The sequence below is a fragment of the Paraburkholderia piptadeniae genome (assembly GCF_900007165.1).
In the GTDB taxonomy this organism is placed as follows: Bacteria; Pseudomonadota; Gammaproteobacteria; order Burkholderiales; family Burkholderiaceae; genus Paraburkholderia; species Paraburkholderia piptadeniae.
Window position 1 is genome coordinate 89,519 of sequence record NZ_CYGY02000009.1, and the last position, 25,197, is coordinate 114,715.

Here is a 25,197-nt window from a genome sequence, read left to right on the forward strand (position 1 = left end):
CACCCGATACGTATTCAGAGAAATCAAATGGCTATTGTTGAAGTCAAGGTTCCCCAGCTGTCCGAGTCGGTCTCGGAAGCGACGATGCTGCAGTGGAAGAAGAAGCCGGGCGAAGCCGTCGCCCAGGATGAAATCCTGATCGAAATCGAAACCGACAAGGTCGTGCTCGAAGTGCCGGCTCCGTCGGCGGGCGTGCTCGCGCAAGTCATCAAGAACGACGGCGATATCGTGGTCGCCGACGAAGTGATCGCGAAGATCGACACGGAAGGCAAGCCGGGCGAAGCGGCTGTCGAAGCCGAAGTGAAGCCGGCTCCGCAAGCCGAGCCGGCAACGGCGGCTGCCGCTCCTGCGCAGGCCGCGGCTGTTGCAGGCGCAAGCGCGACGGCATCGCCGGCCGCGACGAAGATCATGGCCGAGAAGGGCATCGCAGCAGGCGACGTCGCCGGCACGGGCCGCGACGGCCGCATCACGAAGCAGGACGTGCTGGGCGCAGGCGCCGCGGCACCGGCTGCGAAGGCTGCGCCGGCACCCGCCGCAGCGCCCGCACGTGCCGCGAAGCCGTCGCTGCCGCAAGTCGGCGCGCCGGCATCGGCCGAGCAGTGGCTGAAGGACCGTCCGGAACAGCGCGTGCCGATGTCGCGTCTGCGCGCGCGTATCGCCGAGCGTCTGCTCGAGTCGCAGCAGACCAACGCCATCCTCACGACGTTCAACGAAGTGAACATGGCGCCCGTGATGGATCTGCGCAACAAGTACAAGGACAAGTTCGAGAAGGAACACAGCGTGAAGCTCGGCTTCATGTCGTTCTTCGTGAAGGCGGCTGTCCACGCGCTGAAGAAGTTCCCGCTCGTGAACGCGTCGATCGACGGCAACGACATCGTCTATCACGGCTACTTCGACATCGGTATCGCGGTCGGCTCGCCGCGCGGTCTGGTGGTGCCGATCCTGCGCAACGCGGATCAGATGAGCCTCGCCGACATCGAGAAGAAGATCGCCGAGTTCGGCGCGAAGGCACGTGACGGCAAGCTGTCGATCGAAGAAATGACGGGCGGCACGTTCTCGATCTCGAACGGCGGCGTGTTCGGCTCGATGCTGTCGACGCCGATCATCAACCCGCCGCAATCGGCGATCCTCGGCGTGCACGCGACGAAGGAACGCGCCGTTGTCGAAAACGGCCAGATCGTGATCCGCCCGATGAACTATCTGGCGCTGTCGTACGACCACCGTATCATCGACGGCCGCGAAGCCGTCCTGTCGCTGGTAGCGATGAAGGACGCGCTGGAAGATCCGGCTCGTCTGCTGCTCGACCTGTAATGCCTGTCTCGCGACGCGGCCGCGGCTTGAAACCGCGCGCCGCCGTCGTGATATGAGGACAGTGCCTCTCGCATTTCCGCAGTACCTGAAGCCACGCGCGCCGCGAAGCGCGGCCGCGTCGGCTAGCCATCAAAAGGATAGTCATGTCCAAAGAATTTGACGTCGTCGTGATCGGTGCCGGTCCCGGCGGCTATATCGCAGCCATTCGCGCCGCGCAGCTCGGCAAGACGGTTGCCTGTATCGAGAAGTGGAAGAACCCGGCCGGCGCGCTCAAGCTGGGCGGCACGTGCCTGAACGTCGGCTGCATTCCGTCGAAGGCGCTGCTCGCATCGTCGGAAGAGTTCGAGAACGCGTCGCATCACCTCGCGGACCACGGCATCGTCGTGGAAAACGTGAAGGTCGACATCACGAAGATGCTGGCCCGCAAGGAAGGCATCGTCGACAAGATGACGAAGGGCATCGAGTTCCTGTTCCGCAAGAACAAGATCACGTGGCTCAAGGGTCACGGCAAGTTCACGGGCAAGACGGACGCCGGCGTGCAGATCGAAGTGTCGGGCGAAGGCGAAACCGAAGTGGTCACGGCGAAGAACGTGATCATCGCGACGGGCTCGAAGGCGCGTCACCTGCCGAACGTCCCCGTCGACAACAAGATCGTCGCCGACAACGAAGGCGCGCTGTCGTTCACCGAAGTGCCGAAGAAGCTCGCCGTGATCGGCGCAGGCGTGATCGGCCTCGAGCTGGGCTCGGTGTGGCGCCGTCTGGGCTCGGAAGTAACCGTGCTCGAAGTGCTGCCGGAATTCCTCGGCACCGCCGACCAGGCGCTCGCGAAGGAAGCCGCCAAGCAGTTCAAGAAGCAGGGCCTCGACATTCAGCTCGGCGTGAAGATCAGCGAAGTGAAAAACTCGGGCAACAGCGTGTCGCTCGCGTACACGGACAAGGACGGCAACGCGCAGACGCTCGACGCCGACCGCCTGATCGTGTCGATCGGCCGCGTGCCGAACACGGATAACCTGGGCCTCGAGGCGATCGGCCTCAAGGCGAACGAGCGCGGCTTCATCGACGTCGACGACCACTGCGCGACGTCGGTGCCGAACGTGTACGCGATCGGCGACGTGGTGCGCGGCCCGATGCTCGCGCACAAGGCCGAAGACGAAGGCGTGCTGGTGGCCGAGATCATCGACGGCCAGAAGCCGCACATCGACTACAACTGCGTTCCGTGGGTCATCTACACGGAACCGGAAATCGCGTGGGTCGGCAAGACGGAACAGCAGCTGAAGGCGGAAGGCCGCGAGATCAAGACGGGCCAGTTCCCGTTCATGGCGAACGGCCGCGCGCTCGGTATCAACAAGGCGGATGGCTTCGTCAAGATGATCGCCGATGCGAAGACGGACGAGCTGCTCGGCGTGCACATCATCTCCGCGAATGCGTCGGATCTGATCGCCGAAGCCGCCGTGGCGATGGAGTTCAAGGCTGCGTCGGAAGACATCGGCCGCATCTGCCATCCGCACCCGTCGCTGTCTGAAGTGATGCGTGAAGCGGCGCTCGCCGTCGACAAGCGCGCGCTGAATATGTAAGTAGCTTCTGCCCGGAGTCTTATCCGGGCAAACGCGAATCACGACGAAGGCGGGTGGGTTCAATCCCTCCCGCCTTCTTCATTGCTGCGTCACATAATGAACGTCACCGAATACTACGAACAGGAACTGCAGACACGGGGATACGAGTCCGATCCGGCGCAACGCGCCGCCGTCGATCGTCTGCAGCGGTGCTATGAAGAGTGGACTGCGTATAAGGCGCGTCGTCCGAATGCCTTTATGAAGCTGATCATGCACCCTGATCTGCCGAAGGGCGTCTATATGTGGGGCGGCGTGGGGCGCGGAAAGAGCTTCCTGATGGACAGCTTCTATGCGGTTGTGCCGCTCGTGCGTAAGACGCGTCTGCATTTTCACGAGTTCATGCGAGAGGTCCATCGCGAACTCGAAGAACTCAAAGGCCAGGCCGATCCACTCGACGAACTCGCGCGGCGCATCGCGAAGCGCTACCGGCTGATCTGCTTCGACGAGTTCCACGTGTCCGATATCGCGGACGCGATGATCCTGTATCGCCTGCTCGACCGCCTGTTCACGAATGGCGTGCAGTTTGTGATGACGTCCAACTACGATCCCGACACGCTGTATCCCGATGGTCTGCATCGCGACCGTCTCTTGCCCGCGATCGAGCTCATCAAGAGCAGGCTCGACGTGGTCAATGTCGACGCGGGCATCGATTACCGCAGGCGCACACTGTCGCAGGTGGAGGTGTATCACACGCCGCTCGGCGCCGCCGCCGACAAGGCGTTGCGCGATGCGTTCGCGAAGCTCGCGGCCGTGCCCGACGAAAGCCCGCTGCTGCACATCGAGAAGCGCGAGCTGAAGGCGCTGCGGCGCGCGGACGGCGTCGTCTGGTTCGATTTCGCGACGCTGTGCGGCGGCCCGCGTTCGCAAAACGACTACCTCGAGCTGGCGAGCCGCTTCCATGCGGTGATCCTTTCCGGCATTCCGCAGATGACGCCTCGCATGCAATCGGAAGCGCGGCGCTTCACGTGGCTCATCGACGTCTTCTACGATCACAAGGTCAAGCTGCTGATGTCCGCGGCCGTGCAGCCCGAAGAACTCTACACGGAAGGGCCGATGGCCAATGAGTTCACGCGCACGGTGTCGCGTATCGTCGAGATGCAGTCGCAGGAGTATCTGGATGCGCCGCGACGGATCGTCGATACATCGCTCACCTGATCGATCTGCTTCGGACGGCACGCCGTTTGGGATAGCGCAACCCGCGCTGACCCTTGTGGCAGCGGCTAGCCGTGCATTTTCAGGATTCGGATTGGTCTGATATCCGGTAGTGGGTCAACTCTATATCGTCGAGGCACCCTTGACGAAGGAGAAAACATGACCCCTTACCGTGATATCACCGACGAAGAATGGCAGCAGGTCGCGCCGCTGCTGCCGGAACTGCGCCCGCGTTCCGAGCTGCGCGGCCGGCCACTCGCCAACACCCGCTCCGTGCTCAACGGCGTGCTTTGGGTGATCTATAGCGGCGCCACCTGGTCCGCAATGCCGCGCAAATACCCGTCGTATCAAACCTGTCACCGCCGCTTCAAGGCGTGGCATAAGGCAGGCGTGCTGAAGCGCGTGATGGACCAGCTGTTCGGCGATGCCGGCAGCGAACTGTGCAACACGATGGAAGCGCGCATGCGCATCCACGGGCCGAACGCAGTTGGGTCAGCCGAAAACGATGCGGCCACCGCGCAACCGGTCACGCCCGCCACGCCGTTGTTCCCGTCATCGGGCGCGCCCGCGGCGCCGCTGGTGTTCGACTACTCCAGTCCCTTCATGAATGCGGCTTGACGGATCGAACGAATTGAACGCACGCAATAACGAAAAGCCGGCCTCGCGAGAGTAATCGCCAGGCCGGCTTTTTTGCAGTCGTGCTTCGTCGTCGAGAACGAAGCGCCGCGCCGCTGCATCAGTTCTGCCGGACCCACGTCTGCGAGCGTCCCAGCAGCGATACGCCGATATAGCCGCGCACCACGAGCTTCTGTCCACCGTCTTCTACATGCATCTTGCACTTGTAGAGCTTGCCGTTCTCCGGGTCGAGAATCTGCCCGCCGTCCCAGTTGTCGCCGTCCTTTTTCATATCGTTGATGATCGTCATGCCGAGAATCGGCTGATCCTTGCGCGCGTCCGTGCAGGAGGTGCAGCGCCGGTCGGGCTGATCGTTCGGGTTGAGTCCCTTGATGACCTTGCCGCTCAGCGTGCCGTTCGCGTCCTGCGTGATCTGCACGAGCGCCTTGGGCTGGCCCGTGTGATCGTCGATGGTTTGCCATGTGCCGACGGGACTGTCGGCCTGCGCGAATGCCGTGACGGCGCCGGCGAGCAGCACGCCCGCAACAGCCACCTGTTTCAACGTCTTGCCGAGCGCGGAATGCGCGAGCTGGGCGAGTGATGTCATCGTCTTCCTCCTTGTTGAAAATCGTCGCGATCGGGACTCGCGCGGCGCCGTGAGAATATCGATGCGAGGTGGCGCCCTGCCTTTTATGTGTTGCGTTGGAGAGGGCAGAATACGTGAAAGCGTGCGCGTCGTTTGATAGTGAAGCCTCTAATCGAAGCCGCCATTTCGCGAGCGCTTCATGGTTGCGATGCCGCCGTCAGTTCAGCTGATACGAGAACGTCGCATTGACGCGCGGACTGCGCGACGCGCTTTCGATGGGCGCATCGCCGACTGCTTTCGCCAGCGAAAGATCGAGGCTGTAGTACTTCGCGTCGGAGAGCCGAAAGCCGATCGCAACGGATGACAGCCTGTTCGGCTGTGGCGTGCCCGCATGCAGATAGACGCGCGCGATGTCGAACGAAGCATACGGCGTGAGCGTGCGCAGATACGTGAACCCCAGCGCGACCGCGCGATTGATTTCGAACGATGCGCCCCAGCCCGAATCGCCCGATGTCTCGCCCGGCTGATAGCCCTGCGCGAAGCGTTGCGCGCCGAACGAAATCTGTTCGGAAGTCGGCAGCGTGTCGGGGCTGTATTGCGCCGTCGCGGCGACCGACGTGCCGATGCCGAACGGCCACTCGTTGGTTTGCGACACGCTCGCGCCCGTGCGCACGAACGTGATCGAAGCGGGATTGACGGTCGTCGTGCCGGGGATGTTCGAGTCGCCGGCCTTGCCTGCGCCGAGTATGTCGAACGCTTTCGCGACGTTGATGCTGACCTTGCGCACCTGGCCTGTCTGCACTTGCGCATAGTCGGCTTGCATCTGAAGCACGCGTACCTGCGAGCGCAGCCCGATGGCCGCGCCCGTGATCGTGTTGTTGAAGCGGTCTTCGTCGTGCGATGCATACGCCGTCATGGTGCCCGTCAGGCTGCGCGTGTTGCTCAGCATCAGCGGATACGACAGCGAGCCGCCGATCCTGTCGTTGATCACCGTGCGTTCCACGAACGAGGGCAGGCCGGGGTTGTTCTTCGGATTGCCGCGATAGTGCGATGCGTCGATCTTCGCGGTCATGCCGCCCGTGCCGATGGGCAGCGCGCCGTGCGCCGCGAGATACGTGACGTTGTCGCGGCCCTTCGGCAGCAGCGCCGATACGCTGAGCTGCTCGCCAAGCGACGTGAGCCCGTTCTCCGTCGCCGTCAGCAGGCCCTGGACGCCCGGGTGATTGAAGTCGATGCCCGTGCTGATGTCGAAAGGCTTGCTGTCGACGCTCAGTTCGAGCGTCGTCGCGCCGTCGGTGCTTTGCGGCGGCGGCACGTTCGCCGTGACTTTCACGCCGGGCAAGAGACCCATCACGTTGATAGTGCGCTCGAAGGTCGCGCGGCGCAGCGGCCGGTCGGCCGTGATGTGCGCGGCGATCGCGCGCAGCTTGTCCTCCGTCTTGCCGGGCTTGCCGGTGATCTTCACGTTCGAGACGTAGCCCTCGACGATCGTCACGCGCACGACGCCGTTTTCGAACGTCTGCGCCGGCACGAACGCGAACGACAACGCATAGCCGCGCTCCTGGTACAGACGCGTGACGCCGTTCGCGACTTCGATCAGTTCGCCGATCGTGATGTCCTTGCCGACGAGCGGCGTGAAGCGCTGCGCGACCTCGTCGAAGGGAATCGACTTCACGCCTTGGACCTGAAACTTTGCGGGCGTGAGATGCCGCGCGAGCAGTTCCTGAAGCTGCGGCGCTTGAGGCTGGATCTGCGTCGTCGCGCTGGGTCCTTTGTCGGGCGCCTTGATTTGCGGAAGCGCATCGAGCGGATTGCCGCTGACGATCGGGCGCGTTTGCGCGTGTGTCTGTGTCGTGCTCACGATTGCTGCCGCGAGCAACAGTGTCCATTGCTTGTGACCGAGTTTCATCGGTTGGGTCCTCGTTGGCCTGTTTTTGTCGTTGCGGGTGCGGTGCCTGGCTGGGCGTCGCGCCTGCTTATGTGACGCGTGTCTTGTTTTGTGTGCTTCGTGTGGTGGTGCGGCTGCGGCTTCTTTCGTGCTTCGTTGCTTCTGCTGCTGCTGCCGCTCGCGTGCGCGAGATCGTTGCCCGCGCATCGGGCACGCGCGCATTGCGACGCCGGGTTTCGCGGTTGCCGCAGCGTCGCGTGCTCCGTCTGGCGCGAAGCACGCGCTTCGTTTGCGTGAGCGCTTTACTTCTTCACCGACGGCACGAGTCCGCCGATCAGCGATGCACCGCCGCCTGTCGTGCCGCTTCCGGCCGCGGCGGCGAGCGTGCCTGTGAGCGCGCCGACGATGCTGGTCACGGGCGCGAGCGGACTGCCGCTCGACGCACCGCCGCCGGGCGCGCTCGTCACCGTCGACAGCGACCCCGCGCCCGTCGCTGCGCCCGTCGTCCCCGTTGCGCCTTGCACCGGTGCACCACCGAGCAGCGTCGTCGCGGAGCCGAGCGGGTTGCCGCCCAGGCCGATGCTCGACAGCACGCCATCGAGCGGGCCAAGCGGACCGAGCGCGGACGAGGGCGGCGGCCCCGGTCTGACGACAGCCGCCGGTCCGCCGACGAGGCTCACGATCAGCCCGGGAATCGGCGCATAGCCATTCGGCCCGTTGGGATTCACGAGGCCGCCTGCGTTCGTCACCGTGTTGCCCAGCGAGCCGACGAGCAGGCCCACATCCGCGCCGAGCGGATTTTGCGTGGTACTGCCAACGGTCGCGCCCGTGTTCTGCAACGCGCCGCCGATCTGCGCGAGCACGCCCGAAACTGGCTGGCCGAGCCCCGTCGTCGTGCCGACGGCTTGCGTCGCCTGGCCGAGCGCGATCACGAGCGGGGTGATCGCGGTGCTGAGCGGTTGCGTTACCTGCTGAACGGGCACCGACGACAGCGACGCGCCGAGCGGACTGGAGCCACCCGCGCCGGCTGCGTCGAGTGCGTTGCCCACGCTGTCGAGCACGCCGGCCACGGGTGTCGTGACGGGCGAGAGCGGCGCGAGAGTGCCCGTGCCGAGACCATCGACGGTCTCCGCAAGGCCGTGCACGACGCCGCCCGTCGAGCTGACGACGGGGCCGAGTCCCGCGACGGTGGTGCCGACCGGGTCGGAGGTCGAGCCGATTTGCCCGAGGCCGTTGCTGACGGCGTCCGCGAGCGCGCCGACCGTCCCGCCCGCGCCGGATACCGTGTTGCCGAGCCCTTGCGTGACTTGCGGCGAGACGCCCGGCACGCTCGTCGAGCCGATCGTGTCGCCGAGGTCGTCAACTGTCTTGGCCAGCGTCGATACCGCGCCCGACGTGCCCGTAGTCGCCGTGCCGCTGCCGCCCGTCGTGCCCGTGCCGCTCGACGGCGTGGGCGCGGGCGACGGCCCGGAGGTGACGCTGTGGCCGCCGCAAGCCGCGAGCAGGCACGCGAGCGCGAACGCGGAAAGCGGGGCGCGCAGCGACGGGACCGTGGCGCGCGCGGCATGAGAAATAAGAAGACGTTGCGTGTGCATGGAATGCTCCTCTTTGTCTTGTGGATGTCGCCTGAAAACTTCGTTGGCTTGAAGCGTTGGGTGAAAGGCCGCGGCGGTTGCCGACGCGGCCGCGCACGACGCAGGCAGCGTGCTGCCTGTATCGACGTGCGCCTGGGGGGCCGGGACGCGAGCAGGCTGCCGCGCCCCGACGCGGCCGCTACTTCTTCGCGCCGCCGCCGAGCACGCCGCCGACGAGCGACGTGACCGCGGAAAGCGGATTCGACGGAGCGCTCGCGTTGACGCCCGCCGTCGACGTGAGCGACAGCCCGCCGGGCGCGGACGAAGCCGACGGCGTTGGCGCGGACGAGGTCGACGGCGTCGGCGCGGCGATGGCGGGCGCGTTGAGCGTGCCCGTTACCGTCGAGACGACGACCGTGACGGCGCTCGTCACGGCGGACAGCGGATTGCCGCCGCTCGCGTTGCCTGCGCTGCCCGTCAAGTTGCCTGCCGCGCCCGTGACGGCACCCGTGATAGCGCCGAGCGGACTGGTGCCGCCCGCACCGCCTGCAACGCTTCCGAGCGCGCCCGTCACCGCGCCGAGCGGGTTGCCGCCGCCCGCGCCGCCTGCGAGCCCGCCAAGCGCGCCCGTTACTGCGCCCAGCGGATTGCCGCCAGCCGCGCCGCCTTGCAGCAGTCCACCGACTGCGATCGTGGTCTTGCCCGTATCGGCGACGACGTTGCCGAGACCCGTCGATACGGGATTGCCGCCCGTCGAGGCGACGATGCCGCCCGTCTTCGCGAGCTGCCCGCCGAGCGTCGACAGCAGGCCGTCGACGGGCGCGCCGATGCCCGTCGTGTTGCCGACCGTCTGCGTGGTTGCCGCGAGCATCGACGTGATCGGCGTGATGGCCGTGCTGACCTGTTGCGTGACCTGCTGCACGGGACCCGACGACAGCGCGCCTGTCAGCGTGCCGCCGCCGTTCGTCACCGCGCCGCCGACCATCTCGACCGCGTCCCCGAGCGGGTTCGTCACGGCTGCGAGCGGTGCGAGTTGTCCGCTGCCGAGGCTTTTCACGAGATCGCCGGTGCTCGTCACCGCGCTGCCCGCATTGCTCACCACGCCGCCGACGCTTGCGACCGTCGTGCCGACGGGATCGGCCGATGCGCCCAGTTCACCGAGCCCCTGCGCGACGCCGTTGCCCAGCGTCGACACAGCCGCGCCGAGATCCGAGACCACGGCGCCCGCCGCCTGAGTCGTTCCGTTGCCGACGCCCGGCAGCGTCTGCGCGCCGATCACCTCGCCGACACCCGATACCGTCGAGCCCGCGTCGGCAACGACGCCACCTGCGCCGGCAACGACGTTGCCGATCTGGTTGGCTGCCTTCGGCGTCGGATTCGATCCACCGTTGCCGCCTGATCCGCTGCCCGATCCGCTGCCGGAGCCATCGCCCGAACCGTTGCTTGCAGTGCCGCCCGCGCCCGCCGAACCGTTGTCGCCCGAAGCGCTGCTTCCCGAACCGCTACCGTCCGAACCGCCTGAACCGCCGGCTCCTAAACCGCTCGTGCCTCCCGTCGAAATCGCGCCTTTGCCGCCGCTCCCCGTGCCTTGGCTCAACGATCCCGAGCCGCCGCAAGCGGCAAGAGACAACATTGCCGTCACCGCGGCTGCGATCATCGATGCACGTACCAGGCCTTGTGTCGTTTGAATTTTCATTTCGTCCTCGGATATGCCGTTTGTGTCGAGTGATGCCGGGCGCCCTATCTGCAACGTCTGTGCCAACCCGTGTGGCGATTTGCGGCATCGACTTGCGCAGCGCGTTTCAACTCAGCACGGGCGCGCGTTCGCGAGCCATCGCGCGGCTCGCATGAAAACTGATAAGGAACGCTAACGTGATTGGAAGACAAGGAGGCGAACGGCGGCGTAACGTAACAGCAAGGGGGATTCGTTACGTGAGGACGGGTAACGCTGCGTAACGCGATGCTTGAAACAAACGGCTTAAACGGGTGCTTAGTGCAAGCGTTCTAACTCATGGTTAGCCCTATGTGCTGCGACGCACAGACTGCCGGTACGCTAAAGCAAGTGCTAAATGTTCAAACGCAACAGGCACGGATAGTCGTCACGCGTCAGGATTGCTTACAAATCGTTGCTCGGTTATAAAGCCGGCACATCTCGCGCAGGAAAAAATCTGTAAACGCCAGCGTAGAGAAACATAAAGGGCACACGAGAACGCCCACGACAATGCCACTGCGGGCGGCGCGAGCCGCATCCCCAGTAACGAATATGGAAAGTCCGAGGGTTACAACGTGAAAAACATCATCAGCCGGTTTCTGACAAACAACGAGGGCGTGACGGCAATCGAATATGGCCTGATTGCGGGGGTGGTAGCCATCGCAATCGCAACGGCTGCCGGTTCGGTCGGGACCAATCTGTCGAATCTGTTCGACTCCATTGCTGGAATCATTTCGTCGAGCACACCGGCGAAATCGTCGTAAAGACTCAATCAGGTTATTTCCAAAGCATCACGATGCGAGCGTCCGCGCACGACGCTCGCGGAGTCTTTGCGTCTGTTCAAACGATTTGATGTCATGCGAGCTTTCAGAAAGCTTCGCATTGCTCGCTATTGCCTGCTGGATTCTTATGGCTGCATGGATCGAAATTCTTCTGTTCGTTGCATGGACAACGACGGCGGCGGTGAGCGACCTTCGTCATCGACGCGTCGCGAATGCGTGGATCGCCGTTGGGCTGGCCGCGGCGTTCGCATGCGCGTTCACCGTGCGTGCGCCGTTCGGCGTGCCGCCTGGGCGAGCCGCGTTGGGCGCGCTGCTCGGCTTCGCGGCGCTGCTGCCGTTTTACGCGCTGCGCGTGATGGGTGCCGCCGACGTCAAAGCGTTCGCCGTGCTCGGCGCGTGGTGTGGCGCGCATGCGCTGCCGGGGCTCTGGGTCGCGGCGACCGTCATGGCCGGGCTGCATTCGCTCGCGCTGCTAGTCGCGACACGAACGTGGCCTGCCGCGCCTGGCAGCGGCGGCTTGGCCACATTCGCGTTGCGCGGCCATCGCGCGACGCCTTATGTCACGTGCCTCGGCGTCGCGGCGCTCGGCGTGCTGGCCTCGCGATGCATCCGGGGAGGCTGACGTTGAACACGCCGATGCAACCGCTGCCGCCCGCTCCTCGACGCCATGGCGCGCGCGGATCTTCGTCCCGTCAGCGCGGCTCGAGCGCGGTCGAGTTCGCGCTGGTGTTTCCGTTCTTCTTCATGATCTTTTACGCGATCGTGACGTTCAGCCTGATTTTCGTCGCGCAGCAAAGCCTGACGCTCGCAGCCGAAGAGGGCGCGCGCGCTGCGCTGAACTACCAGCAGGCGCAAGACGTGAAGACGGCGCTCGACGATCGCACGGCGGCCGCCTGCCAGGCCGCGTCGAGTCTGACGAACTGGCTCGCGGCCAGGGCGAACTGCGACGCGAGCTGGGCGGCATGTACGTTCGACGCGACGATGCGCTGCGTCACCGTCACGCTCACGTACGACTACGGGAGCCATCCGCTCGTCCCGCCGATTCCGCTGCTCGATGCGGCGTTGCCGTCGCGATTGACGAGCACGTCGATGGTTCAACTCAACCCGGGGTATGTGCTGTGATCGCGACACTGCGCTTGCATCGTCCATATCACGCACGCGAGACCCGTGAATCCGCGCGCCGTGCGCCGTACCGGAAAGGCAGCGAATCATGCCGAATCTGACTCGTATCGCCGCAGGGGCGCTGATCGTGCTTGCCGTGGTGCTCGGCGCGCTGGCGATGACGCTGGCCCGTCGCCAACCGCCCGCGCCGGCGCCCGTTGCGCAGACGCAGCCGGCGTTTCCCGTCGTCGTCGCGATGCGCACGCTGCCTGCCGGCCAGACGATTCCCGCCGACGCACTGCGCATCCAGCGGCTTCCCATCGATCCGTCGGGCGCCTTCGCCGATCCGTCGCTGATCGCGGGCCGTGTTCCCGTCGCCGATATCGGCGCGCAGGCGCCTGTGCTCGAAACGCAACTGTCGTCGGGTATTGCCGAGCGCATCGAGCCTGGCGAGCGTGCGGTGGCTGTGCGCGTCGATGAGCAGACAGCCGTCGGCAACCGGTTGCGTCCCGGCAATGTCGTCGATGTGTTCTTCACGTTGAAGCGCGATGGCCTGAGCGCCGGTCCAGCGGGCCAGGCGGAAGTGGAGCGCACGCAGGCGCGTCTGCTGCTGTCGCGCGTGCGCGTGCTCGCGTGGGGCAATGTCACGGCGAGCGGCGCGCCCGATGCGAACACGCCCGCGCGCACGGCCGTTCTCGCGGTGCCGCTTGCCGATGTCGACCGGCTCGTGCTGGCCGAAGGCGCGGGCCATCTGATGCTTGCGTTGCGCAATCCACGCGATACCGACGTGCTCGACGCCGCTGCGTTGCCCGCTTATGCCGGCGTGCTGAAGACTGCGGCGAGCGCCGATGCGCCCGCATCGACGCGCGCGGCGGCAGGCGTGGCGCTCGACGAACTGTCGGGGACCAGCGCGCGTCATGCGTCGTCAGGTCCTTCGAAAAGCGCGCCCGTGCCGGCAAGGCTCGTCGCGCGCACTCACGACGCAGGCGGCGGAATCGAAGTGATACGGGGCGGCCGCTCGGAAACGGTCGCATGGTAATGGCGCGCCAGGTGCGACGGGAAAACGAGCAAAAAGCAGGGCAAACAGCGAGACAATCCGGCGACGCATTCGCCGGCGAACGAAAAAAGAGTGTTTAGGGAGAGGGCGCAAATGCGCGTCCAGGGGAACATGAGGAAACGGATTCTTGCGTGGCGAGTGGCCGCCCGCGTGTGCATGCTGCCGATGATCGCGTGGCCCGTCGTGAGCGGCGCCGCCGACATCGCAGCAGGTTCGCCAACGCCCGCCGCTGCGCCGGCGATCGATCTCGCCGTCGGCGCGCAGCGGACGCTCGCGGCGGGGCACACGCTGCAGCGCGTGGCCATCGGCGATCCGAACGTCGCCGATGTGCTGATCCTCAAAGGCGGCGCGAAAGCGGACCCGCGTGGCGGCGTGCTGCTCGTCGGCAAATCGGCGGGCACGACGAGCGTGATGCTGTGGGAGCGCAACCGCGACACGCCGCTCACCTATACCGTCAACGTGGCGACAGCCTCGGCGGCCGATCTGCTCGACGGCGGCACGCCTGAAGTGAGAGTGCTCGGCGGCACGGCCGTGATCAAGGGCACGGCCGCGTCGATGCAGGCGCATCAACGCGCGGCAGGCGTGGCGGCGGGAGCCGTCGCGTCAGTCGCATCGAATGGCAAAGGCGGCGATGCCAAGAGCGCCGGCACAACAGTCGGCACGACAGTCGATACATCGACGCTCGCCATGCGCCCCGTCGTGCAGGTGGATGTGCGCGTCGTCGAATTCAGCCGCGCGGTGCTCAAGCAGATCGGCTTCAACTTCTCGAAGGGAAGCAACGGCTTTGCGTTCGGCTCGTTTGCGCCGTCGTCGCTGAACAAGGCGACGTTCACGCCGGGCCAGGGCGCGTCGTTCGATTCGACGATGCCGATCGCGTCCGCGTTCAATCTCGTGTTCGGCTCGGTCGCGCACGATCTGTTCGCGGACCTGAGCCTGATGGAGAGCAACAACCTCGCGCGCATCCTCGCCGAGCCGACGCTCGTCGCGCTGTCCGGACAGAGCGCGAGCTTTCTCGCGGGCGGCGAGATTCCCGTGCCGGTGCCGCAAGGGCTCGGCACGACGTCGATCGAATACAAGCCGTATGGCGTCGGCCTCACGCTCACGCCGACGGTGCTGAGCCCGCAGCGCATCGCGCTCAAGATCGCGCCCGAGGCGAGCCAGCTCGACTTCGTGCACGCGGTGACGGTGAACGGCATCTCCGTGCCCGCAATCACGACGCGCCGCGCCGATACGACGGTCGAACTCGGCGACGGCGAGAGCTACGTGATCGGCGGACTGATCGATCGCGAGACGGCGTCGAACGTCGACAAGGTGCCCGTGCTCGGCGATCTCCCCATACTCGGCGCGTTCTTCAAGCAACTGAACTATTCGCAGAGCGACAAGGAACTGTTAATCATCGTCTCGCCGCATCTCGTGTCGCCGCTCGCAAGGGGCGCGGCGTTGCCGTCGACGCCGGGCGAACAGTCCGAGCAGCGCGATGCACCCGTTTGGCGGTCGCTCTTGGGCGGCGCAGCGTCGCGCGATGCCGCGCCGGGGTTTTCGAAATGAACGCGCGATACGTGGCGAGCAGCGCATGCGAAACGCGGCCGACCGAAAGCGAACGACAGTCGCGCAGGCAACGGCCAGCAAGGAAAGCACACCATGAACGCGAGAACCGACGCTTTGGCTGAGCGCGCCGTCAGCGACTGCTTCGTGTTCGCGACGCTCGCCGACGAACACGCGCGCTGGCTCGCCGAGTCGCTCGTCGCGGCGGGCGCCGTCGACCGCGTGAGCCTCGATCCGAAGGCGTTCGTGCAGCGCATCGGCACGCTCAATCCGTCACTCGTGTTCGTCGATTTTTCGGGCGGCCAGATGGCGGCCGCGAGCGCGGCGGCGAACGCGGCGCGCGCCGCGTATCCGGGCTTGCAGATCGTCGCGGTCGGTGCGGTGAGCGAGCCCGAGAGCGCGCTCGCCGCGCTGCGCGCGGGCGTGCGCGATTTCATCGACCTGTGCGCGCCCGTCGCGGACGCGCTGCGCATCACGCGCCAGGTGCTCGACAACGTCGTCGAGCCCGTGAGCCGTCAGGGCAAGCTGACGGCGCTCATCGGCGCGCGCGTCGGCGTGGGCGTGAGCACGCTCGCCGCGAATCTTGCCGTGCGGCTGCAACGGCGCGATGCCGCGCAAGGGCGCGAAGCGCTGCTGCTCGATCTCGGCCTGCCCGCAGGCGACGGTACGCTGCTGCTCAACACGCGCAGCGACTTCAGCTTCGTCGAAGCCGTGCGCAACGTGCGCCGCATCGATCAGACCTTCGTGCACACGGCGCTGTCGCATCACGCGAGCGGCCTCGCGCTGACGAGCTTGCCCGTTGATCTCGCGGAGATGCGCGAGGTCTCGCACACGTCGTCGATCGGATTGCTGAACCGGCTGCGCGCGTTCTTCGATCAGTTGATCGTCGATCTCGGCGGCTTCACGAATAGCGAATTCATCGCGAACGTCGTGCAGGCCGCCGACGAAGCGTGGCTCGTCTGCGATCAGGGCGTGCCGTCGGTGGTGTCGGCTGCCGCCGTGCTGGACGGCTTGCGCGAGCACGGCATCGACATGGAGACGCTGCGGCAGAAGGTGCGGCTCGTCGTCGGCAAGTACGAGCCGGAGCTGGGACTCACGGCGGCGCAGATCGCGCAGCGGCTCGAGCTCGAACTGATCGCGACGCTGCCCGAGCGGCGCGTCGCGCTCGGGCAGTCGATGAACCAGGGCAATCTGCTCGCCGATGCCGCGCCGCGCGACGCCTACGTGCGCGCGCTCGATGCGCTCGTGACGCGCGTCGCGGGCGCGCCGTCCGCAACGGGCGCGGGGGCGCGCACTGCGAGCCCGCACGGCAAGGCCGCGCTCGATGCGTTGCGGCGCTTCATTCCACTTTCCAGCAAACGGTCATAGACGATGGCAAAAGAAATCGAATTTGCCGACGACGCACCCGCGTTCGCGCAGAGCCAGCTGTTCCAGGACATCAAGAACGCGGCGCACGAACATCTGCTCACGCGCATCGAGGAACTGGGCGCCGAGTTCGGCCGCTGGTCGCGCAACGCGATTCATCAGTTCGTCGATCTGGAAATGGACAGCTTCGTGCGGCTGCGCCGGATTCCCATCAACGAGAGCGAAGTGCGGCTGATCGCGCAGGCGCTGACGAAGGAACTGGCGGGCTTCGGGCCGATCGAGGATCTGCTGGACGATCCCGCCGTCGAGGACATTCTCGTGAACGGCTACAACGACGTGTACGTGTCGCGTCAAGGCATCCTCACGAAAATTCCCGTGCGCTTTTCGGACAACGCGCATCTGCTGCGTATCGTGCGGCGCATTCTCGCGCCCATCGGCAGACGGCTCGACGAATCGAATCCGATGGTCGACGCGCGTCTGCCCGACGGCGGCCGCGTGAATGTCGTGATCGAGCCGCTGTCCATCGACGGTCCCGTCGTGTCGATCCGCAAGTTCCGCAAGGACCCGCTGCGTCCCGACGATCTGCTCGCGAACGGCACATACAACCCCGAGATCGGCGCGCTGCTCGACGCGGCCGTGAAGGCGCGCTGCAATATCCTCGTGTCGGGCGGCACGAGCTCGGGCAAGACGTCGCTGCTCAATGCGCTCGCGTTTCATATCCCCGATGTCGAGCGCGTCGTTACGATCGAAGATACAGCCGAACTGTCGCTCAACCATCCGCACGTGGTGCGGCTCGAAAGCCGTCCGGGCGGCTTCGACGGCAGCGGCGTCGTGACGATCCGCGACCTGTTGCGCAACACGCTGCGCATGCGCCCGGACCGCATCATCGTCGGCGAAGTGCGCGGCGGCGAAGTGCTCGAAATGCTGCAAGCGATGAACACGGGCCATGACGGCTCGATGGGCACCGTGCACGCGAGCTCGCCGCGCGAGTGTCTCTACCGGCTCGAAATGCTCGCGGGCTTCGCGGGCTTTCAAGGCACGGAATCGAGCCTGCGCCGGCAGATCGCGAACGCGATCGACTTCATCGTGCAGATCGGGCGGCTGTCGAACGGACGGCGCCGCATCCTGTCCGTCACGGAGGTCACGGGGCTGTCGGACAACATCATCGCAACACAGGAGCTGTATCGCTACGAGCCGCTAACGACGCCCGAAGGCGAAGAGGCCGACAACTGGACGTCGCTCGGCATTCATCCGCATTCGCCGAAGCTTGCGCGGTTCAGGCAGGCGCTCGGCGGCGGCATGGGCGGCGGCATGGGCGGTGGCTTCGGCGGCGGATTCGGCGAGCCGATGACGAGCGGATTCGGTGGCGGCTTCGGCGGCAGAGGCGGCGACGGAGGCTTCAATGTCTAGCGATAGCGCCGCGCTGCTGGTTGCCGCGCTTTCGCTGCTGTGCGTGGCGGGCGCGCTGCTCGTCGTGCGGCGCGGCGCGCAACGCAAGGAGCGTGCGGGCACGGAGCGCTTCATCGACAGCCGCATGGTACAGATGGCGTCGGCTTCGGCATCGGCGGGTGCAGCGGCGGTGGGCTTGCATCCGGCGGGCATGCATCCCGTGGGCGCAACGCGCACGCAGCCACGCGCAGCGCCTCACACCACGCAGCCGATGCGCGCGCAACCGCTCACACAGACGGCCACCGATTCGAGCCACTGGCGCAAGCTCAACGCACGCGTCGCGCTCGTGCTCGATCACTCGATGAGCCGCGCGGGGATCTCGAACGCAAAGGTCGCGGCGCTTGCCCCGGTGCTCGGCTCGCTCGCGCTGTCCGCATTCGCGGGCAGCCGCGGCGGCGCGGGCGCGTTCTTCATGACGCTCGCGATGTGCGTCGTATTGCTCCACGTGCTGATGTCGCGCCGCATCCTGAAGCGGCGTCAGACGATCGTGCGTCAGTTGCCGTCGTTTCTCGACGGCATCGTGCGCCTGATCGTGCTTGGCAACAGCGTGCCCGCTGCGTTCCAGGCATCGCTGCAGACGACGGAAGCGCCGCTGCGCCAGTGTCTCGATCACGTGTCGCGGATGCTGCGCGCCGGCGTCGAGATCGACCGCGCGCTGTATCACGTCGCGCAGGTCTACCGCACGAGCGAACTGGAGCTGGTGGGCGCGGTGCTGCGCCTGTCGGTGAAATACGGCGGACGCGCCGACGTGATGCTCGATCGGATGGCGTCGTTCATGCGCGATCTCGAACAGGCGGAGCGCGAACTGGTTGCGTTGTCGGCGGAGACGCGGCTGTCCGCGTGGGTGTTGACGCTGCTGCCGCTCGGCATCGGCGGGTTCCTGATCTCATCGAACCCACACTACTTCGCGTGGATGTGGAACGATGCGACGGGCCGCAAGCTCGTCTGGCTCGCGTTCGCGCTGCAGATGTTCGGCGCGTTTTTGCTGTACCGCCTCGCGCGGCTGAAGGGCTGACGATGAGCGCGTTTTCGCTTGCTGCTCTCGCGCTCGCGTTTGCCGCGCTCGCATCGCTGCTGGCGGGCGTGACGTTATGGAAGCGCCATCTGACCGGCCGGCGCAGCGCGCGCATGCTCGCCGACGTGCTCGGTCAGCGCGCGTCGCAGGCGCAGGCGGCGGCGATGCGCGCGGCGTCGAGCGCCAATGCAGGTGCCAACGCCAACACGAGCACAACAGGGGCTGTCCACGGCGCGACGCAGCGCGATGCCGATGCCTCCGCGCAAGTCGCAAGTCCGCATCCGCTGCTGGAGCGGGCGTCGCGCGCGGGCATGCGCTGGCTCGATTCGCCGCTTGGCCGCCATGTCGTCGCCGATGAGGACCGGCGCCTGCTCGAGCAGTGCGGATTCGTCGACGCGCGGGCGCGAGGCCTGTTCCTCTTTGCGCGGATTGGCGGCGCGCTTTTGCTGCCGCTCGCAGCGCTCGCGCTGATGGGCTTCGAGCTGCATGGACCGCGCGCGCCCGCCGTCGTCGTGATCGCGCTGCTCGCGGGCTTCATGTTGCCGAAGATCGCCGTGCAGCGGCGCGCGACCGCGCGGCGCGCGGCCGTCGTCGACGAACTGCCGATGCTCGTCGATCTGCTGCGCCTGCTGCAAGGCGTCGGCCTGTCGCTCGATCAGAGCCTGCAGGTGATGGTCAACGATTTTCGCGGCGTGCTGCCCGTGCTGTCCGGCGAACTCGCGATCGCGCAGCGTCAGGCCGCGGCGGGCCGCACGCGTGAGCAGTCGTTGCAGCGCCTCGCGTCGAGCTATGCGAACGAAGACCTGCGCGCGATCGTGCGTCTGTTGATCCAGGTGGACCGCCACGGCGGCGCGGTGCAGGAGCCGCTCAGGCAGTTCGGCGACCGTCTGCGCGAAGCGCGCCGCTCGATGCTGCGCGAACGGATCGGCCGTCTCACCGTGAAGATGACAGGCGTGATGGTGGTGACGCTTCTGCCCGCACTGCTGATCGTGACGGCAGGGCCGGGCGTGCTCGCCGTCGTGCATTCGCTGGCGGCATCGTCAGCCGTGCATCGCTAGGGATACGAAACATCATGGACGATCGAATGAACCCATCTCGCCGCACGGTGCGCGCACATGCGATCCGGCTCGCTGCGCTTGCCGCTGTCTGTGGGCTTCTCGGCGCGTGCGCCGTGAAGGAAGCGGGCTATGGCGTCGGCGTGCAGGCCGAGCGCGAAGCGAAGCTCCAGCAGTCCGCGCGCGATGCCGCGCCTGATACGCCCGGCATGTATCTCGGCCTGATCGACGGGATGCAGCGGCAGGGGCTGTATTACGCATCGCTCGCGCATATCGACGCGTACGAAAAACAGTACGGCGCGTCGCCCGATTCGATCCTGCTGCGCGCCGACGCATTGCGCACGACCGATCAGCCCGCGGCGAGCGCAGCCGCCTACACGCAATTGCTGAACACGCCGCTCGCGGCGCGCGGCTATCGCGGGCTAGGTCTGCTGGCGGGCGCGTCGGGCGATTTCGAACGTGCGTCGCAGGCGCTGGAGACGGCCGTCGAGCTTGCGCCGACGGATGTCGCGACGCTCTCCGATCTCGGCTACGCGCGGCTGCGCGCGGGCGATATCGCGGGCGCGCGCGTACCGCTGATGAAGGCCGCCGAACTCGACGGACACAACCAGAAGGTGATTGGCAACGTGGTGCTGTACCTGCTCGCCGACGGGCAGACGGCGCGCGCGCAGGCGCTCATCAAGGACCAGAAGATCGCGCCGGACGTGCGCACGCAGATTCGCGACGAAGCGGCGAAGGTGACGGCCGCGAGCCGCGCGCGCCGGAACAGCGAGCCGCGCGCGCAGAAGCCGCACGCGGCGTCTGCATCCGGTGGGCCCGTCGCGAGCGTTCAGGACGTCGATCAGTCGCAGCGCATGCTGCAACGGTTTGCACAGTGAAGGCGCGCGTGACGCGATTGACGGGCTGCGAGGCAAAGGAGCGAACGATGAAAACGGCTATGGGATGGCGAGGTGTCGCGGCAGCGTGCTGGGTAACGGCGGCAGCCTGTTGCGTAATGGGCAGCGCATGTGCGCAGGACGCGAGCAATGGCACGGCGAGCGCCAGCGTGAATGGCAGCGCGAGCAGCGCAGGCGCACCCATGCTCGCCAGCGAAATAGGCCACTCGACCCACGACTGGCTCGACCTGCAGCGCAGCGGCGCGGCGGCTGCCCCCGCGCTGCCGATGCTCGGCGAAGAAGCGGGCCTCGCGTATCAGCGCTACATGGACTCGTTCAGGACGAAGATTCCCGCATCGTTTGGTTCGTCGTTGAACGGAAACGGCAACATGCTGCACGTCGATTACACGAACGTCGGCGGGGCGTCGCAGAACTGAGATGGCGTTGACAGACATTCGTTGCCGTCCGTCGATGCCGTTGCGGCGAGAGCGCTTCCTTCGCGCGAGCGTGCGCCGTCAGCGCGGCGCGGCGGCCGTGCTGGCGGCCGTGTGGATCGGCGCGGCCGTTGCCGCGCTGGGCGTGATCGACGTCGGCAACGTGTACCTCGTGCGCCGTCAGTTGCAGCGCGCGGCCGACATGGCCGCCGTCGCGGGCGCGCAGACCATCGGCATGGCGGGCGGCTGCGCGACGGCGACGGCCTCCGCGCGACAGAGCGCGGCACAGAACGGCTACAAGGGCACGGACCCAGTCAGTGTCCTATGCGGCAGATGGAGCGCGACGGGCGGCGCCGCGCAATTCGATACGTCGGGCGCGGCGCCGTTGAACGCAGTGCAGGTAACGGCCACGCAAAGCGTGCGTCACTTCTTCATCGGGCCCGCGCGCGACGTACAGGCGGTCGCAACGGCAAAAGCCGTCGATACCGCGTCGTTCGCGCTGTCGACGAGCCTCGCCACGCTGTCAGGCGGCGCGATCAACGGATTGCTGGGCGCGCTGCTCGGCGCGAACGTGTCGCTGGATGTCGCGGCATGGCAGGCGCTCGCTTCCGCGAACGTGAAGCTCGGCGATCTGGCGACGCAGCTCGGCGTGGCCTCGATGAACGATCTGCTCGATTCGAACACGACCGTCGCCGATCTTGCGGGCGCGATGGCGACGGTATTGAGCCGCAACCGCGCCGCGAGCGCGAGTGTGACGTCGGCGCTCGCCACGATCCAGGCGGCGGCGAACGGCGGGCCGAAGCTCGCGCTCGGAGACAGCGCGGGCGCGCCTGGACTGCTCGCGATCGGGCTCGCCGATAAGCAGGCGGCCGCGTCCGCGACGATCAGCGCGCTCGATGCACTGCTCGTCGCCGCTGAACTCGCGCATGGCAACTCGGCTCTCGATCTGGGCGCGGCGCTCGATCCGTCGGCGATACCGGGCGTCACGCTGCCGGTCGGCCTGACGGCGAAGGCCGCAATCCTTCAGCCGCCCGTGATCGCAGTAGGCGAAGCGGGCGTGGACAGCAGCGCCAACTACCGCACGAGCGCGCACGCCGCACAGGTGCGCGTGTATCTGGACCTCAAGTTGCAGGTGCCGCCGATCCTGCTGCTGCCCGGCGTGACCGTCGATCTGCCGCTCTATGTCGAAGCCGCGCAGGGAACGGCGGATCTGGCCGCGACGCAGTGCGCGGCATCGAGGGCGGCGAGCACGAGCACAATCGTCGTGCACACTGGCATCGCGAACGCATGCATTGGCGGCGATGCCGCGTCGAACATGAGCAACCCGACGTCGCCGTCGACGTGCCAGCAGCCGGCCACGATCGCATCGCTGACGGTGCCGCTGCTTCTGACGTCCGTGTCGGCGAATATCAATGTCGGCGGCTTTTCGCCGCCGTCGGGTCTGCCGGCCACGCTGCAGGCCGCGGAGCCGGCGACGCTCACGTTCAACGGCGTCGCAGGTGACGCCGACGACTATCAATCGGCCAACACCAACGGCCTTGGCTCGGCGACGAGCGGACTGCTGGCCCAACTCGCGGCACGACTGGAACAGCCGGACACGCTCTTCGTGACAGTGGGCGGCGCCACGGCGAATCCGGCGGTGTCGAGCGCGGTGCAGCCGCTGCTGACCTTTCTGGTCGGCGCGCTGACGCCGCTCCTCAACGGACTCGACACGCTGCTCGTCCCGCTTTTGCAGCTGCTCGGCGCGCAGGTCGGCGTGAGCACGGTCCACGCGATCTCGCAGACGTGCAGCGACGCGCGGCTCGTCAACTGAACAGATCAACGGATCAACAGAAAACGCCCATGGCCATCCCATCAATCGAAGGTGAACGGATTCTTCGCCTATGAGAACCACGACCAGGATCGAGGAGCTGGACCTGTATGTCTGGGAAGGCAAGGCCGATATCGTCGATCGCGTCGCGCGCTGCATGGCGAGCTTTGACGTCGAAGTGATTCGCGCCGACGATATCGCGCTCTCGCCGGAGCGCACGTCGGCGCGACCGTCGCTCGCGATCATCAGCGTGTCGGTGATCGATACAGCGGGCTTCGCCGTGCGCGATCTGCAGGCGACGCACGCGATGCCCGTGATCTGGGTCGGCGCGGCGCCACGCGACCACGATCCGGCGATGTTCCCCGCCGAGTACTCGCACGTGCTGCCGCTCGACTTCACGTGCGCCGAGTTGCGCGGCATGGTGTCGAAGCTTGTCGCGCAACTGCGCGCGCATTCGGCGCAGACGCTCGATTCGGGCGCGCTCGTCGCGAACTCCGAATGCATGCAGGCGCTGCTGCACGAAGTCGAAACATTCGCCGACTGCGATACGAGCGTGCTCGTGCATGGCGAAACGGGCGTCGGCAAGGAGCGCATCGCGCAACTGCTGCACGAAAAACATTCGCGCTACGGGCAGGGACCGTTCGTCGCGGTGAATTGCGGCGCGATTCCTGACGGGCTGTTCGAATCGCTCTTTTTCGGACACTCGAAAGGGTCGTTCACGGGCGCCGTCGGCGCGCACAAGGGCTATTTCGAGCAGGCCGACGGCGGCACGCTATTCCTCGACGAAATCGGCGATCTGCCGCTGTATCAGCAGGTCAAGCTGTTGCGCGTGCTCGAGGACAGCGCCGTCACGCGCATCGGCTCGGCGACGCCCGTGAAGCTCGACTTCCGGCTCGTCGCGGCGACCAACAGGAACCTGCCGCAGCTCGTGAAGGACGGCACGTTCCGCGCGGACCTGTACTACCGGCTCGCGGTGATCGAACTGAGGATTCCGTCGCTGGAAGAGCGGGGCGCCGTCGACAAGATCGCGATCTTCAAGGCTTTCATTGCGGCCGTCGTCGGCGCCGAGCGGCTCGCGACGCTGTCCGACCTTCCGTATTGGCTTGCGGACGCCGTCGCCGATACGTATTTTCCCGGCAACGTGCGCGAACTGCGCAATCTCGCCGAACGGATCGGCGTGACCGTGCGGCAGATCGGCGCGTGGGACGCGGCGCGGCTGCACCGGCTGCTGGCGATCGCGCGCAGCAGCCAGCCCGTGCCCGCCGAGAGCGCGGCGGAAGTGCTCGTCGACCGCAGCAAATGGGACATGGCCGAACGCAGCCGCGTGATCGCGGCGCTCGATGCGAACAGCTGGCGCCGCCAGGACACGGCGCACTATCTCGGGATCAGCCGCAAGGTGCTGTGGGAGAAGATGCGCAAGTACCAGATTTTCGACGAGGAACCCGAAGCGCGCGAAAGTGAGTAATAATTAGCCGGTTTTGCAAAACTACAACACGATACGGGCAGAATTACATGGACCAGAAGTCGAAAGTTCGACACATCGCGCTGTCGGCATGCATTCTTTTCGGGGCTGTTCACGCAACACACGCGCAGGCTTCAGAGGAAAACGGCGCAGTGCTTGCCGCCACCGCCGCCACCGCCGTGGCTCCCGCCTCATCGGCGGGTCAAACGCTTGCACTCACGCCCGACGAGGCCAGGCAGTCAGCGACGGGCAACGTCGCGGAACTGCAACAGATGATCCACGGCGGCGACATCGCTGAATTGCGCACGACATACAACGGCAGCTACGGGGCAAGCCTGCTGTTCAACGCGAAGGAGATGACGTACTACGTCGCGCTGTTCCAGCAGAAGAACTTCTGGCGCGTCATCAAGACGCAAGACGACGTGCGCGCCGAGCAGATCTATCGCGACTTCGCGCGCCAGACGGTGCAACTGTCCGACATCGAAATTCGCCGCGCGAGACTCGAAGCGCAAAAGGCGTATACGGATCGCCTCGTCGCGCTGTCGCAGGAACGCGCGAACCGTCTGCAAGCCGACCTGAATGTCGCGCACGAGCAGCAGACCATCGTCAACAGCATGCAGCAGCAGACCCGCGCGGAAGCGGCGACGCTTGCGCAGCAAAAGGTGCAGGCGCAGGAGCAGTTGCGCGCCGCGCAGCGCCAGGTGCGCGATCTGCAGCGGCAACTCGAAAGCGGGTTGCCTGCGCACTGATTTCGTGCGGCCACTTCTGTGCGAGCCGCGCAAGCCTTTTGTGGTCGC

Annotated in this window: 22 protein-coding genes; 18 read left to right on the forward strand and 4 right to left on the reverse strand. The window is 66.4% G+C overall.

Going from position 1 to position 25,197, the window contains the following annotated elements:
- Positions 1-27 precede the first annotated feature (27 nt).
- From odhB to BN2476_RS03385, 4 genes are all read left to right on the forward strand, one after another.
- Complete coding sequence (gene odhB / locus BN2476_RS03370; RefSeq protein ID WP_087732741.1) at positions 28-1,311, forward strand: 2-oxoglutarate dehydrogenase complex dihydrolipoyllysine-residue succinyltransferase; 1,284 nt, start codon at positions 28-30, stop codon at positions 1,309-1,311.
- Positions 1,312-1,454: 143 nt separating this feature from the next.
- On the forward strand, positions 1,455-2,885 hold the full coding sequence (gene lpdA, locus BN2476_RS03375; RefSeq protein ID WP_087732742.1) for a dihydrolipoyl dehydrogenase: 1,431 nt from the start codon (positions 1,455-1,457) through the stop codon (positions 2,883-2,885).
- A 96-nt stretch (positions 2,886-2,981) separates the two neighbouring features.
- Positions 2,982-4,079, forward strand: coding sequence for a cell division protein ZapE (gene zapE, locus BN2476_RS03380; RefSeq protein WP_087732743.1), 1,098 nt, complete (start codon positions 2,982-2,984; stop codon positions 4,077-4,079).
- Between the two features lie 156 nt (positions 4,080-4,235).
- The gene (locus BN2476_RS03385) at positions 4,236-4,694 is read left to right on the forward strand and encodes a transposase (protein ID WP_087732744.1); all 459 of its coding nucleotides are present in this window, start codon (positions 4,236-4,238) and stop codon (positions 4,692-4,694) included.
- A 118-nt stretch (positions 4,695-4,812) separates the two neighbouring features.
- On the opposite strand, the gene BN2476_RS03390 is transcribed toward BN2476_RS03385, so the two are convergent.
- From BN2476_RS03390 to BN2476_RS03405, 4 genes are all read right to left on the reverse strand, one after another.
- Positions 4,813-5,298, reverse strand: a complete 486-nt coding sequence (locus BN2476_RS03390) for a DUF2147 domain-containing protein (RefSeq protein ID WP_087732745.1) — start codon at positions 5,296-5,298, stop codon at positions 4,813-4,815.
- A gap of 196 nt (positions 5,299-5,494) precedes the next feature.
- Positions 5,495-7,186 carry a ShlB/FhaC/HecB family hemolysin secretion/activation protein gene (locus BN2476_RS03395; RefSeq protein ID WP_087732746.1) on the reverse strand — a complete coding sequence of 564 codons (1,692 nt, stop codon included), beginning with the start codon at positions 7,184-7,186 and terminating at the stop codon, positions 5,495-5,497.
- A gap of 281 nt (positions 7,187-7,467) precedes the next feature.
- Entirely contained in the window at positions 7,468-8,760 is a 1,293-nt protein-coding gene (locus BN2476_RS03400; protein ID WP_087732747.1) for a collagen-like triple helix repeat-containing protein, read from the reverse strand.
- A 178-nt stretch (positions 8,761-8,938) separates the two neighbouring features.
- On the reverse strand, positions 8,939-10,435 hold the full coding sequence (locus BN2476_RS03405) for a collagen-like triple helix repeat-containing protein (RefSeq protein ID WP_087732748.1): 1,497 nt from the start codon (positions 10,433-10,435) through the stop codon (positions 8,939-8,941).
- A gap of 590 nt (positions 10,436-11,025) precedes the next feature.
- Here BN2476_RS03405 and BN2476_RS03410 point away from each other — a divergent pair.
- The 14 genes from BN2476_RS03410 (at position 11,026) to BN2476_RS03475 (ending at position 25,149) form a co-directional block, all read left to right on the forward strand.
- The gene (locus BN2476_RS03410; protein ID WP_087732749.1) at positions 11,026-11,214 is read left to right on the forward strand and encodes a Flp family type IVb pilin; all 189 of its coding nucleotides are present in this window, start codon (positions 11,026-11,028) and stop codon (positions 11,212-11,214) included.
- Positions 11,215-11,359: 145 nt separating this feature from the next.
- Complete coding sequence (locus tag BN2476_RS03415) at positions 11,360-11,854, forward strand: A24 family peptidase (protein ID WP_087732750.1); 495 nt, start codon at positions 11,360-11,362, stop codon at positions 11,852-11,854.
- 14 nt (positions 11,855-11,868) lie between these two features.
- On the forward strand, positions 11,869-12,354 hold the full coding sequence (locus BN2476_RS03420; RefSeq protein WP_087732804.1) for a TadE/TadG family type IV pilus assembly protein: 486 nt from the start codon (positions 11,869-11,871) through the stop codon (positions 12,352-12,354).
- A gap of 85 nt (positions 12,355-12,439) precedes the next feature.
- Positions 12,440-13,372 (forward strand): Flp pilus assembly protein CpaB, encoded by a 933-nt coding sequence (gene cpaB, locus BN2476_RS03425; protein ID WP_173819580.1) that lies wholly within the window; start codon positions 12,440-12,442, stop codon positions 13,370-13,372.
- Positions 13,373-13,501: 129 nt separating this feature from the next.
- Complete coding sequence (locus tag BN2476_RS03430) at positions 13,502-14,938, forward strand: type II and III secretion system protein family protein (protein WP_087732805.1); 1,437 nt, start codon at positions 13,502-13,504, stop codon at positions 14,936-14,938.
- Positions 14,939-15,031: 93 nt separating this feature from the next.
- Positions 15,032-16,303 (forward strand): fimbrial protein, encoded by a 1,272-nt coding sequence (locus BN2476_RS03435; protein WP_087732752.1) that lies wholly within the window; start codon positions 15,032-15,034, stop codon positions 16,301-16,303.
- Between the two features lie 3 nt (positions 16,304-16,306).
- On the forward strand, positions 16,307-17,710 hold the full coding sequence (locus BN2476_RS03440; RefSeq protein WP_087732753.1) for a TadA family conjugal transfer-associated ATPase: 1,404 nt from the start codon (positions 16,307-16,309) through the stop codon (positions 17,708-17,710).
- Positions 17,703-18,764: a type II secretion system F family protein gene (locus BN2476_RS03445; RefSeq protein ID WP_087732754.1), complete on the forward strand. Its 1,062-nt coding sequence runs from the start codon at positions 17,703-17,705 to the stop codon at positions 18,762-18,764. The genes BN2476_RS03440 and BN2476_RS03445 overlap by 8 nt, the downstream gene beginning before the upstream one ends.
- Before the next feature lie 2 nt (positions 18,765-18,766).
- On the forward strand, positions 18,767-19,822 hold the full coding sequence (locus BN2476_RS03450) for a type II secretion system F family protein (protein WP_087732755.1): 1,056 nt from the start codon (positions 18,767-18,769) through the stop codon (positions 19,820-19,822).
- A gap of 26 nt (positions 19,823-19,848) precedes the next feature.
- A complete protein-coding gene (locus BN2476_RS03455) occupies positions 19,849-20,697 on the forward strand; it encodes a tetratricopeptide repeat protein (protein ID WP_087732806.1) in 849 nt (282 codons plus the stop codon).
- Between the two features lie 47 nt (positions 20,698-20,744).
- Positions 20,745-21,131, forward strand: a complete 387-nt coding sequence (locus BN2476_RS03460) for a DUF3613 domain-containing protein (RefSeq protein ID WP_235850678.1) — start codon at positions 20,745-20,747, stop codon at positions 21,129-21,131.
- 1 nt (position 21,132) lies between these two features.
- Positions 21,133-22,941, forward strand: coding sequence for a TadG family pilus assembly protein (locus BN2476_RS03465; RefSeq protein ID WP_235850679.1), 1,809 nt, complete (start codon positions 21,133-21,135; stop codon positions 22,939-22,941).
- Between the two features lie 70 nt (positions 22,942-23,011).
- On the forward strand, positions 23,012-24,403 hold the full coding sequence (locus BN2476_RS03470) for a sigma 54-interacting transcriptional regulator (protein ID WP_087732758.1): 1,392 nt from the start codon (positions 23,012-23,014) through the stop codon (positions 24,401-24,403).
- 47 nt (positions 24,404-24,450) lie between these two features.
- Positions 24,451-25,149, forward strand: a complete 699-nt coding sequence (locus BN2476_RS03475) for a DUF2968 domain-containing protein (protein ID WP_087732759.1) — start codon at positions 24,451-24,453, stop codon at positions 25,147-25,149.
- The last annotated feature ends 48 nt before the right edge of the window (positions 25,150-25,197 follow it).